This is a genomic window from Flavobacterium sp. (assembly GCF_965262375.1).
Taxonomy (GTDB): domain Bacteria; phylum Bacteroidota; class Bacteroidia; order Flavobacteriales; family Flavobacteriaceae; genus Flavobacterium.
In genome coordinates this window covers 2,006,722-2,021,783 of record NZ_OZ253527.1, presented here as the reverse complement: position 1 = coordinate 2,021,783, position 15,062 = coordinate 2,006,722, and the positions used below count along the sequence as shown (strand labels likewise).

The 15,062-nt window shown below is 33.6% G+C and carries 14 protein-coding genes; 5 read left to right on the top strand and 9 right to left on the bottom strand.

Features of this window, described 5'->3' with window-relative positions; all coding sequences use genetic code 11:
* Window positions 1-3 precede the first annotated feature (3 nt).
* The 4 genes from msrB to ACQY29_RS09345 all read right to left on the bottom strand — a co-directional run bounded on the left by msrB (window position 4) and on the right by ACQY29_RS09345 (window position 3,380).
* On the bottom strand, window positions 4-519 hold the full coding sequence (gene msrB, locus ACQY29_RS09360) for a peptide-methionine (R)-S-oxide reductase MsrB (RefSeq protein ID WP_428224931.1): 516 nt from the start codon (window positions 517-519) through the stop codon (window positions 4-6).
* Window positions 520-651: 132 nt separating this feature from the next.
* Complete coding sequence (locus tag ACQY29_RS09355) at window positions 652-2,031, bottom strand: hypothetical protein (RefSeq protein ID WP_428224930.1); 1,380 nt, start codon at window positions 2,029-2,031, stop codon at window positions 652-654.
* Between the two features lie 3 nt (window positions 2,032-2,034).
* A complete protein-coding gene (locus tag ACQY29_RS09350) occupies window positions 2,035-2,946 on the bottom strand; it encodes a hypothetical protein (protein ID WP_428224929.1) in 912 nt (303 codons plus the stop codon).
* Between the two features lie 11 nt (window positions 2,947-2,957).
* Entirely contained in the window at window positions 2,958-3,380 is a 423-nt protein-coding gene (locus ACQY29_RS09345; RefSeq protein ID WP_428224928.1) for a DM13 domain-containing protein, read from the bottom strand.
* Between the two features lie 109 nt (window positions 3,381-3,489).
* Between ACQY29_RS09345 and ACQY29_RS09340 the strand changes: the two genes are divergently transcribed.
* Window positions 3,490-4,695, top strand: coding sequence for an LETM1-related biofilm-associated protein (locus ACQY29_RS09340; RefSeq protein ID WP_428224927.1), 1,206 nt, complete (start codon window positions 3,490-3,492; stop codon window positions 4,693-4,695).
* A 223-nt stretch (window positions 4,696-4,918) separates the two neighbouring features.
* Window positions 4,919-5,872, top strand: coding sequence for a LysR substrate-binding domain-containing protein (locus tag ACQY29_RS09335; RefSeq protein ID WP_428224926.1), 954 nt, complete (start codon window positions 4,919-4,921; stop codon window positions 5,870-5,872).
* Between the two features lie 416 nt (window positions 5,873-6,288).
* Here the strand turns inward: ACQY29_RS09335 and ACQY29_RS09330 are convergent, their stop codons facing one another.
* The 3 genes from ACQY29_RS09330 to ACQY29_RS09320 form a co-directional block, all read right to left on the bottom strand.
* The gene (locus tag ACQY29_RS09330; protein ID WP_428224925.1) at window positions 6,289-6,711 is read right to left on the bottom strand and encodes a DoxX family protein; all 423 of its coding nucleotides are present in this window, start codon (window positions 6,709-6,711) and stop codon (window positions 6,289-6,291) included.
* 62 nt (window positions 6,712-6,773) lie between these two features.
* Window positions 6,774-8,399: a M1 family metallopeptidase gene (locus ACQY29_RS09325; RefSeq protein ID WP_428224924.1), complete on the bottom strand. Its 1,626-nt coding sequence runs from the start codon at window positions 8,397-8,399 to the stop codon at window positions 6,774-6,776.
* Window positions 8,400-8,544: 145 nt separating this feature from the next.
* Complete coding sequence (locus ACQY29_RS09320) at window positions 8,545-10,188, bottom strand: acyl-CoA carboxylase subunit beta (protein ID WP_428224923.1); 1,644 nt, start codon at window positions 10,186-10,188, stop codon at window positions 8,545-8,547.
* Window positions 10,189-10,351: 163 nt separating this feature from the next.
* Here ACQY29_RS09320 and ACQY29_RS09315 point away from each other — a divergent pair, with 163 nt between their 5' ends.
* Together ACQY29_RS09315 and ACQY29_RS09310 are read left to right on the top strand one after the other, a co-directional pair.
* Window positions 10,352-11,005, top strand: coding sequence for a DUF47 domain-containing protein (locus tag ACQY29_RS09315; protein WP_428224922.1), 654 nt, complete (start codon window positions 10,352-10,354; stop codon window positions 11,003-11,005).
* A gap of 21 nt (window positions 11,006-11,026) precedes the next feature.
* Window positions 11,027-12,652: an anion permease gene (locus ACQY29_RS09310; protein WP_428224921.1), complete on the top strand. Its 1,626-nt coding sequence runs from the start codon at window positions 11,027-11,029 to the stop codon at window positions 12,650-12,652.
* A 13-nt stretch (window positions 12,653-12,665) separates the two neighbouring features.
* Here ACQY29_RS09310 and ACQY29_RS09305 read toward each other — a convergent pair whose 3' ends face one another.
* Window positions 12,666-13,733, bottom strand: coding sequence for an AMP-binding protein (locus ACQY29_RS09305; protein WP_428224920.1), 1,068 nt, complete (start codon window positions 13,731-13,733; stop codon window positions 12,666-12,668).
* A complete protein-coding gene (locus tag ACQY29_RS09300; RefSeq protein ID WP_428224919.1) occupies window positions 13,720-14,643 on the bottom strand; it encodes a lysostaphin resistance A-like protein in 924 nt (307 codons plus the stop codon). Before ACQY29_RS09300 ends, ACQY29_RS09305 begins: the two co-directional genes overlap by 14 nt.
* Window positions 14,644-14,708: 65 nt before the next feature.
* Between ACQY29_RS09300 and arsC the strand changes: the two genes are divergently transcribed.
* Window positions 14,709-15,062 carry an arsenate reductase (glutaredoxin) gene (arsC, locus tag ACQY29_RS09295; protein WP_428224918.1) on the top strand — a complete coding sequence of 118 codons (354 nt, stop codon included), beginning with the start codon at window positions 14,709-14,711 and terminating at the stop codon, window positions 15,060-15,062.

The following is a 15,062-nucleotide window of genomic DNA, read 5'->3' as shown; positions in this document are numbered from 1 at the left end:
TCTTTATTTTTTACTTTTAACATCGGGTTCAAAATCTAAAGCAATCGAATTCATGCAATACCGTTTTCCTGTGGGTTCAGGACCATCATCAAACAAATGTCCTAAATGTCCACCACATCGTCCACATAAAGCTTCTATCCTATTCATTCCATAAGAATTATCAGGTTTAAAAACGATACTTTTTTTATTCATTTGTTCAAAAAAACTAGGCCATCCGCAAGAACTGGCAAACTTAGCATTTGAACGAAATAGCGTATGCCCACAAGCGGCACAATAATAAGTGCCCTTGCCTGCATTATCCCAATATTTACCAGAAAATGAAGCCTCGGTATGTGCCTTTCGAGAAACTAAATACACTTCTTCAGGTAATATCGCTTTCCATTCGGCATCGGATATTTTTACTTTATTAGTATCCGTATGCGAATAATATTTATGCTTCGGTAGTGTTTGGGCATAATGGGAACTGATTACTAATAAAAGTAATAGCCTTCCGTAAAATTTTATGTTTAACCGTATCATATTTTGTTCTTTATTTTTACACTACTAAAGTACAACTTCCCCAAGCACATTTTTGTAAGCTAGGTAACATATATACAGGCTTTAACAGAAATTTAGCAACTAAAAAGGGCTTCATTGCTGAAACCCTTTTCCTTAAAAAAACAATAACCTACAATACGACTCATTATCTGACTCAAGTACCCAAAATCCTTTTTTGGATATAAAGGATTTATAACTTAAAGATTTGCTTTTATCTCTGGCTTTTAAGTACTGCTGAAAAGTATCAGAGGTCTGCGATAAATACAACGATTCTTTATCAAATTTGAAATTTTTAAAGCTATTTTGAATCAAATCCGATTTTATCAAGGCATCCGCTTTAAAATTCTGATTCTCATCTATCCTTAGATTCGTGATAGTTTTCTTTTCACCATTATTTTTTTGTAAAGTAAGTACATTCGAATAGCTTTTTTCTTTTGAAAATACTTGACATAGGACTTCCTCATTACGCAAACGCAATGACAATTTGATTTTAGAAACATCTTGTTGTTGGTTGAAACCCGCTATATCAATTATATCCTGATGCGACTCCCAAATTAACTTCCCTCGTGCATCAAATTTGAAAACATATACCCCTAAAGGCACATTTGAAGTTTGAGTTAGCTCTTTACTTTCATTACCATACAATCCGTACACATAAACCTCATTAGTATTTTTATCGACCAAATAATTATTGACTGCCAATTCACTAACTTTTTTTTCTTTATCAGAAACTAAAGAAACACCACCGCCATTATCTGACAAAATCATGGCATGCTTAGGAGCATCAACCATATACGTATAATCCCCTAATTTACTCCCCGTTAAGTCATACACTGCGCGGTAAACAGTTGCGGATTTATAATTTTTATTGATTGATTTGGTCACAAAACTGATAGTACTTTCATTAATGCGTACCTCAAAATCGAGACCTTCGGTAAAAGTTGCTGTAGTTTTATTCTCTAATTTGCTAATGTCAGGTTTTTCTAACTTTACTTTATTTACAGCTCCAGAAAACAAATCAATTACTTTCAGATAAACATCATCTTTCTTTAAATCGATTTTGATTTGGTCTTTTTGATTGACTAAATCTAAACCGTAAATATCATTGAAAAAACGAAATCGCTCGGTAATTTTAAAATATTTTGATGGTACACCATCCAAATTCAATTTGTATTCTGAAGGAAATTCATTTTTATCAGACACTTTTCCGATTAAAAATGCCGTTTCTATAGGGGAATAAATACAATTGGCTAATTTTTCATCGGCTATTAATTTTTGCATGAATCCATCGGTATCATACGCCCAAACATCTGTAATCAGATTTCCATACACTTGCGTTGTTTTTTGACCCTGCAAAATCACTACTTTATCCTGATTGGGTAAATACAGCACATCTAAAGGACGCTTAGTGTCATTAAACGGAATTTCAGCTATGTTTTTTTGGCTAAATCCAAGACAACTTATAAATAAAACACTCCAATATATTTTTTTCATGTTTTAAAATCCTTGTTTGAATGAAACACCAAAAGTAAACGACCTCGTCAAACCATCAGGACGCGATTCTCTAAACAAGAAGGGACCTGCTAGAGAAGTTTCAATACTACTACTCTCTCCTAACTTATAATTAGCAATTACATTTCCATTAATCGTTAAGCCCGAAGACTTTTCAATAGTAACTCGTTTGCCAAATTGGTTTTCATAACTATCGTTCCCTAAATGATAAATGAATAATAAATTTGGTTTCAATGTTAATTTTTCATTTGCAAACAAAAGTTTATATGTACTACGGAACAACACATCGGGTTGACGATGGAATAAATTGGTCGATTCAAACTTAGCTGTGGGTGCTAAACTCGTCAAATAAGAGTTTTTATTGTCATTCAACGGAATTTGTGCTGCTAAATTAAAATCAAACTTTTTAAGACTGGTTTCTACCCCTGCAATGATATCAAAAGTCCCTAAACTCGATTGATACGGCATGGGTAGCGATACATTATTTATTTTATCATTAGCACCTGTCAATGGAATTTTAAGTCCTAATAATCCAGACCATTTAGCATTATCACTATTAGGATTGAATTTGTAATTCCCAGTCAGAAACACATCGCCTACATTAGCACGCGTACCAAAATCACCGTTAGCCATTTGTCCAGTAAACTTTGCATTAACTCCAAATTTTTCAGAAAACAATCGAGTGTAAGATAGATAAGAGTTTACAATGGTTGTTCCTTCTTCACCTAACCCGTAACCAGCGCCTATTTCTAATTGATTTTTTACATTTTGCTGAGCCACTTTAAAAGGATTTCCTACCGAGCAGAATCCTGCATCGCTACATCCTTGTGCCCAAAAAGACTGTGCACCTAAGCTTACTAAAGCTATACTTAAAAATTTAATTTTCGTTCGTATCATAAGATTTTTGATTATAAATGAGGTATTAATTTTGCCGTAGCAAATAAATGATTGTATTGTTGACAGTGAATCAACACGTATTGATATTCTGAAAAAGAAATACCATTAGGAATAGCATAGGTGCTGGTTCCATTACCTGTAAAATTCCCCAAATTGACAAAGGCATTGGGAGTAGCTGACTTAGATAAATAGACTTTCAAATCAGGGCCATCACTTAAAGAAACATTTTCTAGTCTGAGTTTAAATTGTCCTTTGTCATTAAAAATTTTAACTTGCCCCGTTGCGCTTATGCCCGAGGTAGGTATCAAGGTGGCTGTATACGTCAATATAGCCCCATTATCTACAACTACATTTGGGGTGGTGCGAGTTAATTCGCCTTCTTTTTCACAGGAAAAGTTAAGCAAAATAAGTCCTATTAACACTATTTTTTTCATAATTAACAGTTTTACTATACAAATGTAAAGTGCTTAATTTTTTAAAATTGTAAGCTAGATTACATTAGAATTATTTGTTTCGGTTTTATTTTTTCAATTAATTTGCCCTATGATAAATCCTTCGGCACACGGCTGGGTCAACAAATTTTTCTTTGAGCAAGTCGCTCAGAAACAATTCGAACTTTTTGATTTTGAAAGTTTCTATTTGGCTACTCGAAAAACAGGATTTTTAGTGGGATATGCTACAAATTTTGTAACTCCTATCCCCATTGAAATTCACAACCTCACCACCGAAGAGATTTCAAAAATTGCCTTATTAAATTCTTTGTTTGGTATTTATCAAATTAGTAAACAATCAAACGACAATCAAGAATTTATTCAAGCATGTGTTGCTTTTTATAAAGAATTACACCCAAAAGAATCTGGCTTATGGGATGTTTTTTTGCCCCATGAAGCTCCCGATAGTAAATTGGAAAAAATTATTGGCAATCGTATCAAAACCAATGATAATATTATCAGTAAAAATTTTTCACATATCCTTACTAATGCACTGCTTTTTATAGATGTTTTAGCTTTCAAACATTACCTACTTGAAAATACATTACCTAAAAAGTATCTGAAAAAGATTGAAGAAATCATTGTAGGAACGGTCTCATTAGCGCTTTCTGCTAAAAAACAAAAAACGCATTACGACGATTTACTTCAAAAACTTTTTGAAACCTCAGTCCGTTATTCCAAGTTCAGTAAAACTTATAACGATGCCTCTACAGAAAATATAGATTATTCGTATTTAAGCGATACGTATGAAAAGTTTTACCTCATTGACCTAGCCAATATGGCTTTATGGAACGATGGAAAAATGGAACCTACTGAGGCTCAATTTTTAGAAACATTAAGTGTACAACTTCATTTGGGTGCTTCTTTTGTGAGTCAGAGTATACAAGATATGGATGCGTTTTTACGAGAAAATAAAAATACAATTCCGTATTTCAACTATTCAAACCCAGTAAAGCATTTTTACGACCAAACTACGACTAACGTGCAAACTTTAATTCAACGTAACAAAAAAAGGTTGCAATTAGAAATTTCTCAAAGTAGGGAATTAATGATTTTACTTACACAATCTACCACTAGAGAATTGTCGCAAGAGGAAAAGAAAAAAGTAAAAACACAATTATTAGACATTTGTAAAACTATCCCATCCCTAACTATTTTCTTGGTTCCTGGAGGCAGCTTACTTTTACCTATCTTAATTAAGTTTATCCCTAAATTATTGCCCTCAGCATTTAATGAAAATTTGGATAAAACGAATTAACCAATAAACCCATTTTTTAAATAAACTTGAACCATTAAAGAATTTAATTCTTTCAGCGCATACTTTGCAATTCAGCTTATCAAAACTTAATCTGCTTAATAGCTTAATAGTAAAAACAAAAAAGACTTTTAATAGTAAATCTTCACTTTTTAATCTGATTTAACACTTTTTAACCATAAATCAAATTGATTGTTTTTATATTTGTATAAAAAATTACTATAAAATGACCATCACACAATTGCAATATGTTTTGGCTGTTGCCGAACACAAAAATTTTACACAAGCCGCAGAAAAATGTTTTGTAACACAACCTACCTTGAGTATGCAAATTCAAAAAATTGAGGAAGAACTCGACATCATTATTTTTGACCGAAGTAAAAAACCAATTCAACTGACAGAGGTAGGACAAAAAATCGTAGAACAGGCGAAAAACATCGTGAATGAAGCTGATAGAATTCAAGATATCGTTGACCAACAAAAAGGCTTTATAGGAGGAGAATTTAGAATTGGTATCATCCCAACCATCATGCCAACTTTGTTACCTATGTTTTTGAATAATTTTATCAAAAAATATCCAAAAGTTAAGCTGATTATAGAAGAATTGAATACCTCAGAAATAATCACCAAACTTAAAAATGGTCATTTAGATGCTGCTATTGCTGCCACCCCATTAGAAGAAGAAAAAATTAAAGAAGTTGTCTTGTATTACGAACCTTTTATGGTTTATGTACCCGAAAGTCATGCAAAATTTGACAAATCGGAATTAGAAATAGACGATTTAAATGTTGAAGAAATCCTTTTATTACAAGATGGACACTGTTTCCGTGATGGCATCCTTAACCTATGTAAAAATAGAAATCTCGCTAAAGATTATAAATTCCAACTACAAAGTGGCAGTTTTGAAACCTTAATTCGCTTAGCCAATGAAGGTTTAGGTGTAACACTGTTGCCCTATTTACACACTATGGAGTTAGCCGATAAAGAAAAAAGCAAATTACGTCATTTCAAAGACCCAAAACCCTCAAGAGAAGTGAGTTTATTATTTCCTAAAAACGAATTAAAAAAGCATATCATTGACGCTTTACAAGCTACTATTCAAGGAGTCGTAAGAGGCGCCATTGCTTTTCAAAATGTGGATATTATAAGTCCACTAGCAAAAAACAATAAAGGAGCCTAAGCTCCTTTATTTTCAATTTCCGTTGTCTTTGGGAGATTTGGGAATATTAAATTTCTACGATGTGGATAAATTGTTTTAATTCGGGCCTTTCACTTGTGAAAAAGCGCAACCAGTTTTGAAGGTGCTCTAATTCATAAGGAAGTAAACTTTTCACAGCTTTTCTCAACTCTTTAACAAAGAGTTTGATATCAAAGCTAACTTTTTCAAGTACTTTTTTGGTATGGTCGTAAATCATTCGAGGCATAGGACAACATAATTATAATGAAACACTTGATTAAGAACTCATTATAAATTTACTTCTAGTTTCGATAAAAAGCAAATAAAATCGATGAAAAGCAACTATAAAGTAAATAAAAAGGGATTTCTTACAATTTAGAAGAAATCCCTTTTTATAATGAAACCTACAAGTTATTTTATCATTGTTGCATTTTAAAATAATAATCAGCTGAATGCTTCCCACTACCATAAAACAAGAAGAAAACACAAATTGCTAATAGTAAAAAAGATAAAATTAGATTTCCAATATGCATTTCTCCAATAAAATTTATTATAAAAGCTCCGAATAGAATAGGAATTTGCGCAATGACAGACCATCGTGTTAACAGACCAAATAGTATCATTACACCTCCCACAATGTGTGCGCCCATGATATAATGCACAATCAACATCCCCCCTCCAATGTTTTTCAGAGGCTCTATTAACTGCGTGTAGTATTCAATATTAGTCATGAAAGACACTCCTTTCATAAATAGAAATACTCCTACAACAATACGTAAGACATCCAACGAGTAATAAGTATGCGCATTAGCCCACTTATTTAAGCTTTTTACAGTAGCCATAGTTTAAAGTTTAGAATTCACACCCTAAGTTACTAAAAACCAAATGATTAATTCATTAAAATTTAATAATTTATGTAAAACACCTTTTTATTCGGTTGAATATCACTCAACCTATTCACTTTAGTCTGTATTGGAGTCCATTGATTGGAAAATATAAATCTTTGGGACTTCCCTTTTATAGAAAGTTCTATGGGCATTTCAAAATTTGACTCCTCGGTTTGCCAACGAGCTTCTAAACCTGTATTTGTTTTTCTGATTTCTAGCTTCGGAATTGTAGTATATCGTAAGTATTGATTAAAAATAGGAGTCAAATTCATTCCAGACTCTTTATTAAAGAAATCAATCACCGTTTGGGTGTCTATAATTTGCTTTTTATAGGTAGTAGCAAATTTATGTAAAATCCCCCACCATTTTTCCTTACCTATCACGTGGCGTAGTGTGTTGAGCATATTAGCTCCTTTATAATACATATCTCCACTTCCTTCTTTATTCACTCCATAAGGACCTATCATTGGACGGTCATTAGCGATATTTTGGCGAACGCCTTTACAATAGTCCATCGCTTTTTCATAACCAAATTGACATTCTAAAAACACCACCTCAGAATACATGGTAAAAGCTTCATGTATCCACATATCAGCAATATCTTTACTGGTTATACTATTCCCAAACCATTCGTGCCCAGTTTCATGAATCGTGATATAGTCAAAAAGCAAGCCTACGCCTGTTCCAGACAAATCATTACCCAAATACCCTTGCATATATTGATTACCGTAAGCCACCGCACTTTGATGCTCCATCCCTAAGTAAGGAGTTTCTACCAACTTATATCCATCTTCTTTGAACGGATATTCGCCAAACTTGGCTTGAAAACAATCCATCATCGGTTTCACTTCTTCAAAATGCTTACGTGCTTTCGCTTCATTATCACGCAACACATAATAATCTAAATCTAACCCCTTGTATTTATCTTTAATCAACACATAGTCCCCAATATTTACGGTCACATCATAAGTATTTATGGGGTTTTTCACTTCCCAATCCCAACGAGTGAAGCCATTTTTCAAATCTTCTTTCCCTATGAAACGCCCGTTAGATACATTCATCAGCCCATTAGGCACCGCTACTTTTATACTAGCCCCTAAATCGGGTTCATCGCTTTGCGAATCTTTCACAGGATACCAACAACTAGCACCAAATCCTTGACACGCAACCGCTATCCATGGTTTACCGTTTGCATCCGTAGTAAACACAAATCCACCATCCCAAGGGGCTCTTTTTGCCACTGTAGGTTTTCCCGAATAATAAAAACGAATTTTTTCAATATTTCCTTTTGGGAGTGGTTTGGAAAAATCAATAAAAGTTGCTAGAAACTCCCTTTTATAATTGAGCTTTTGATTGTTGTAAATAATACTATCAACTTGCATGTTTTCAAACAAATCAATTTGAATTTTTGAAGTATTTTCAACAACTTTAAAAGTAATCTCATTATATCCAACAATTTTTCGGTCAGCAGGAGTGATTTTTAAATTCAAATCATAGCGTTGCACATCAAAACACGTGCGTTCAAATCGTAATCCTCCTTGCAAGGTATCACGACGGGTAAAATATTCTTTCGCTTTGGTCAATTGACCATAAAAAGTTGAACTAATTAATCCAACACAAAGAAGAAAATATAGTTTGTTCATATAAAAAAAATCTACTACTGTAAAAATAGTAGTAGATTTTGATTATTTGTCGCTTTTAAGAAAAGTTTAATAGAAATTAGCTTAGACTTAACCACAAAGTACACTAAGTATTTATATTGTTAATTCTTAATTCTTAATTCTAAAATTAAACTTGTATCACCCCTAGATTAAACGGTTTTTCAATAGGAGCATGATTCGCTGCTTCAATACCCATGGAAATCCAAGTACGCGTTTCTAATGGATCAATGATTGCGTCTGTCCATAAACGCGAAGCTGCATAGTAAGGCGAAACTTGTTCGTCGTAACGCGCTTTGATTTTATCAAATAATTCTTGCTCCTTTTGAGCATCTACTTCTTCGCCTTTTGCTTTTAATGAAGCTGCTTCAATTTGCATCAAAACTTTAGCTGCTTGTGCACCACCCATTACGGCTAATTCAGCACTTGGCCAAGCAAAAATCAATCGTGGGTCGTAGGCTTTCCCGCACATAGCGTAGTTTCCAGCCCCATAAGAATTTCCTACAATAATCGTGAATTTAGGCACTACAGAATTAGATACAGCATTCACCATTTTAGCACCATCTTTGATAATCCCTCCATGTTCTGATTTAGAACCTACCATGAATCCCGTCACATCGTGCATGAATACTAAAGGAATCTTCTTTTGATTACAGTTCGCAATAAAACGAGTCGCTTTATCCGCAGAATCCGAATAAATTACTCCTCCAAATTGCATTTCACTGGGTTTGGTTTTGGCACCCGTTGTTTTTGCAATCAATCGTTGATTAGCTACTATCCCTACAGCCCAACCGTCAATGCGAGCATAACCCGTAATGATGGTTTGACCATATCCTGCTTTGTATTCATCAAACTCAGAATTATCCACCAAACGTTTGATAATTTCCATCATATCATATTGCTCGGCACGAGATTTTGGCAAAATACCATAAATATCATTTGGATTTAAAGCGGGCTTTTCTGCCTTGATACGATTATACCCTGCTTTATCAAAATCACCCATTTTCCCCACAATACTCTTAATACGGTCTAAAGCTGCCGCATCATCCTTAGCTTTAAAATCAGTAACTCCAGAAATTTCGCAATGCGTAGTCGCTCCGCCAAGAGTTTCATTATCTATGGTTTCACCAATAGCCGCTTTTACTAAATAACTTCCCGCTAAGAAAATACTTCCTGTTTTGTCCACAATCAAAGCTTCATCACTCATAATAGGCAAATACGCACCACCAGCCACACAACTACCCATTACAGCTGCAATTTGCGTAATCCCCATACTGCTCATCATAGCATTATTACGGAAAATACGACCGAAATGTTCTTTATCTGGAAAAATTTCATCTTGCATTGGCAAATACACCCCAGCAGAATCTACTAAATAGATAATTGGCAAACGGTTTTCCATGGCAATTTCTTGCGCACGCAAATTTTTCTTTGCTGTAATAGGAAACCAAGCCCCTGCTTTAACGGTAGCATCATTAGCTACCACTATACATTGCTTACCTTGAATGTAGCCCATTTTTACAACTACCCCTCCAGAAGGACAACCACCATGCTCTTTATACATACCGTCTCCCACAAAGGCACCAATTTCAATAGCATCTTGGTCTTTATCTAATAAATAATCTATTCTTTCTCTAGCCGTCATTTTACCTTCGGCATGCAGTTTTGCAATTCTTTTCTCACCTCCACCTAACTTTACTTTTGCGAAACGCTGTCTTAATTCTGATAATAATAGTCTATTATGATCTTCGTTCTTATTGAAGTTTAAGTCCATAAATTAATTGTTTGATTTTGGAGCGCTAAATTACAAAATCATCAGCAACTATTCGATAACACTATCTTAATAATTCTGTAAAGTTAATGGCAACTTATTAATCAGTTAACAATTTCTTAACATTGAAATTCTACTTTTGCACTCGAAATTAAATTGATATAAAATGGCATTCAAAGACATTATTAAGTTTTTCTCTCCAAAGGATACTACTTTCTATCCTTTATTCATCAAAGCTACTAAAGATTTAGTTGCCTTATCTGAAAATTTACACGAAGCTGTAAATATAGGCAAAAGCGAAATGGAAAACAGAACTAATTTTTACAAACAAATTGAACAATTAGTTGCTGATGTAGAAAGTACAAACCACAAGATGAATATTGAATTAAGCAAAAACTTCATCACTCCATTTGATAGAGAAGACATTCATATGTTAATAACAACAATTTCTGAAGTTTCAAACAACATCTATACTGCTTCTAACCGCATGAATCTGTACAATGTTGCTAAAATCAACAAATCTATCCGTAAATTAACGGAAATCACTTTAGAAACTGCAAACCATATCAATAATGCGGTTATCGAATTGAAAGATTTAAAAAATCTTGATAAAATTAACAGTGCCGTAAAAAAAATATACAAATTAGAAAGCAAAGCCGACTTGGTATTTGACAAAGCTGTTGCTGAATTATTTGAAAACGAAACGGACGCAATCAACATCATTAAATATAAAGAAGTATTATCCGCTTTACACAAAGCTACAGACAAATGTAAAGATGTAGCTAGAACTTTAGAAGCAATCTCGGTTAAACACGCGTAATCACAACTTTATATTTTAGAAATGGACTTTACATTATTAATTATAATAATTGTTGTGGCTTTAGCCTTTGACTTGGTAAATGGTTTCCATGATGCAGCCAACTCAATTGCTACCGTAGTTTCAACAAAAGTATTATCACCTACTCAAGCCGTAATTTGGGCAGCCATATTCAACTTTGCTGCGTATTGGGTATTCGACATGAGCGTAGGTAACACCGTAGCCAAAACAGTAGACAACTCGGTTATTGACCTTTGGGTAATCCTTTCAGGTTTATTAGCCGCAACAGTTTGGAACTTATTAACTTGGTGGTTAGGAATCCCATCATCATCATCACACACCTTAATTGGTGGTTTTGCTGGAGCTGCAGTAGCTCACGCAGGTTTTGATGTATTGAAAATGGAAGAAATCACAAAACCTTTGATGTTTATTGTTTTAGCTCCAATTATCGGTGGAGTTATCTCTTTCATCATTACTATGATGACAATTCAAAGAAAATTCATTGTAAAACTTTTATCTTACATAGGATTAACCGTTTTTACTGTGTACATGACATGGGCATATAAAGATATCTTTGATATCAAACCTATCATGATTTGGATTATCGGTATATTATTATCTTCTTTCGTTGTGATTTTCATCATTTTCGAATTAGTAGTTGGTAAAAACAATACCGCTATGAAAGAAGGGAATTTATACAAAAAACTACAATTATTATCTTCTGCAGCTTTCTCTTTAGGACATGGTGGTGCCGATTCTCAAAAAGTAATGGGTATTATTTGTGCCGCTTGTATTGTATATGCTAACGGGGTTAGACGAGGAGAAATAAAAGGCGATATACCTGAAATGCTTCAAGTTACTGAAGTTTTACAAGTAAAATACACTAACGACGAAGGTAAAATTAAAAAATTCAAACCTGCTGTTAGTATTTTTGAAAATGATACTGTTTATGTAGATGGTAAAAAAATCATTGATTTATCTACAAAAGAAAACATCTATGAAGATGAAAAATTAGTAGCAGATGTAAATCCAAACAATCCTTTTTTATTGCATTTAAAGAAAGAAGGTATTGATGTTACAAATTTTGAAAAAGTATCAAAAGAATTAAAAACATTATTAGTATACACGGACAAAAAAGATGTTCATGATACTGAAACTAAGGAGTTAATTTTTAAAAATAAAGAATTAAACCCGAACTACAGATATGCTAAAATGTTTACTAAATATGTAGACGAAAACGGCAAATTGAAAGAAGAACTTAAAGCAAAAGTAGAAACAAAAGTGACCAACAAAACCATGCCTATTTGGATTGCCTTTGGTTGCTACTTGATGATTGGTTTTGGTACACTTATGGGGGGATGGAAAATCGTTAAAACCATGGGTACAAAAATCACAAAAGTTACCCCTTTAGAGGGTGTATGTTCAGAAACTGCAGGTGCTTTAACTTTATTTACGGTATCGCAAATGGGCGTACCTGTGTCTACCACACACACCATTACAGGGTCAATCATCGGGGTGGGTGCCACTAAACGATTAAGCGCAGTAAGATGGGGCGTTACTATTAATTTGATTTGGGCTTGGATATTAACCATTCCAGTATCAGCCTTAGTAGCTGCAATCATTTACTACATCTTATCCTTTTTCAATTAAATATAAAAGGCTGTCAATCGACAGCCTTTCTTTTTAAATAATCTTTAATAACGTTCCTTTTTATCTTGCCTGTTTCCGTTTCATCAAATTTATCAATGAAATAAATATACTTGGGTTTTTCGTACTTTTCGAATTGTTCAAATATCGACTCGTTTATTTCATATGATTCACCTTCAATAATCAGCACTAAACATTCTCCTAATTTTTCATCTGGCATTCCCATACAAAAAAAACGAGATGGTATCAAATCAGTAAGTTTGTTTTCTATTTGCTCTGGAAACAGCTTAATCCCCCCACTATTTACTACATTATCCACTCGCCCTTTCCATACAAAACGATCACTGCATAACAAGTCAACAATATCGTTAGTAATCAAATGTTGCACTTTTAAATTTGGCGCATCTATAATCAAACAACCACGTACATCTACTGAAAGTGAAACCCCAGGTAAGGCTTTAAAATAACTTTTACCTATTTTTTTTAAAGCAATATGCGTAACCGTTTCGGTCATACTATACGATTCAAAAGCATTACAGCGTAGTTGAATTAATTTCAAAGACAATTCTGAATCCACTGCAGCACCCCCTATCAATAAAGTTTTTACCTTATGCAAATCTGACAGGGAAGCTTTAACTTGCATAGGCACCATTGCTACAAAATCATACTTTTTATTCAAATGCAATAATGGCTGGCTAGAAGGCTCTACAAGATCTATCTCCCAACCTAACACCATGGCGCGAACAAGCATCATTTTTCCAGCAATATATTTAACAGGTAAACAGCATAAAGCTGTAGACCCTGGCTGAAGTTCAAAAAAAGTCCCTGTTGCCTTTGCAGAAGCTATCATTACTTCTTTTGCAATTTCCATTTCCTTAGGCACGCCTGTTGTCCCAGAAGTTTGCACTACAACGGCATCCGTTTCATCTAACCAATGAATTAAAAAAGCAGCAGTTTCTTTTATAAAATCTTTAGAAACTCCAATACGCTCAATTGCCCATAGTTGCAATTCTCTTTTAGAATAACTCTTACCATTTAGTTTAAAATCGCGATGAATAGACAACATAGTATTATTTAAAATCAATTTTACCTGTTAATTTACTTCGCCAATTTTTCCAACCGTATTTATTTGAAAACAACATTAATAATACAGGAAAAATAACCACCACAGGAGCTAAGACCTCAATACCTACATCTGGATTAGAAATATCTTTTAAAACAGCATCGGTTTGCAAAGCAGACCAGTCTGTAGTAACTAACAAAGCCGTAATTAAATTATTAGCGCTATGAAATCCTAATGACAATTCCATACCTTCATCCATCAAAGTTAGTATCCCTAAAAACAAACCAGTCCCAATGTAATAAATCATAATAATGGGACCTAATTTAGCAACTTCAGGATTAGAATAATGCAATCCTCCAAAAAACAATGAAGTCACTATGAGTGGAATCCATCTATTACGGGTTAATAATGCTAAACCTTGCATTAAATACCCTCTAAACATCAGTTCTTCAATTCCAGTTTGTATAGGCAACATCACAACACCAATAAAAAACAACACTAGAAAAGATTGCCAGTGAAAATTCCACACAAAATCGTTGGGCGAAATTGTGTACATGGCAATGGTAGTTACAACTTGAAAAGCTGCCCAAATCCCAAAAGCAAAAAAATAACGATTCCAATCGATTTTTGCACGGGAAGTAATTAACGTAGTAATTTTTTGTTTATGCAGTCCTTTTACCACCGCCAAAAGAGCGAAAAAAGCAAAAACAAACGAAAGTAACATTAAAAATAAATTCAAATTTTTGTCCAGCACTTTCATAAGTTCAGATTCCGTTTTCCCAAACATCGATTCATCCTGACTATTCAATTTCAAAAAAACAGCAACTGCAAATGGAATTTGACCAAGAAGAGTAGCGATAAAAACAATAAGAATTCCGATTATATATTTCCAAAATTCATTTCCTTTAAAAAAAGCTTTTTCTAAAAACATAGTTTGATTTTAAGTGTCTTTGAGCAATTTAGATTATTTTTGTCACATAAAAAAAAGAAAAAAACATGATTACCATTTACCATAATGCAAGGTGTTCAAAATCAAGAGAAGGCGTTTGCTTTTTAGAAAACATCGATACTCCTTTTGAAGTAGTTAATTATCTTGAAAACACGCCAAACGCGGAAGAGTTAAAAGATTTATTAAAAAAATTAAACCTTGAACCTATCGATTTAGTTCGAAAAAAAGAAAGCATTTGGATAGAAAACTTCAAAGACAAAACATTAAGTCCTAAAGAAGTTATTGAAGCCATGGTTACGTATCCAAAATTAATTGAAAGACCTATCGTAGTCAAAGGTAACAAAGCCGTTATAGCCCGTCCTACAGAAAAAATAAATGAATTATTACAGGAAACCTTATAA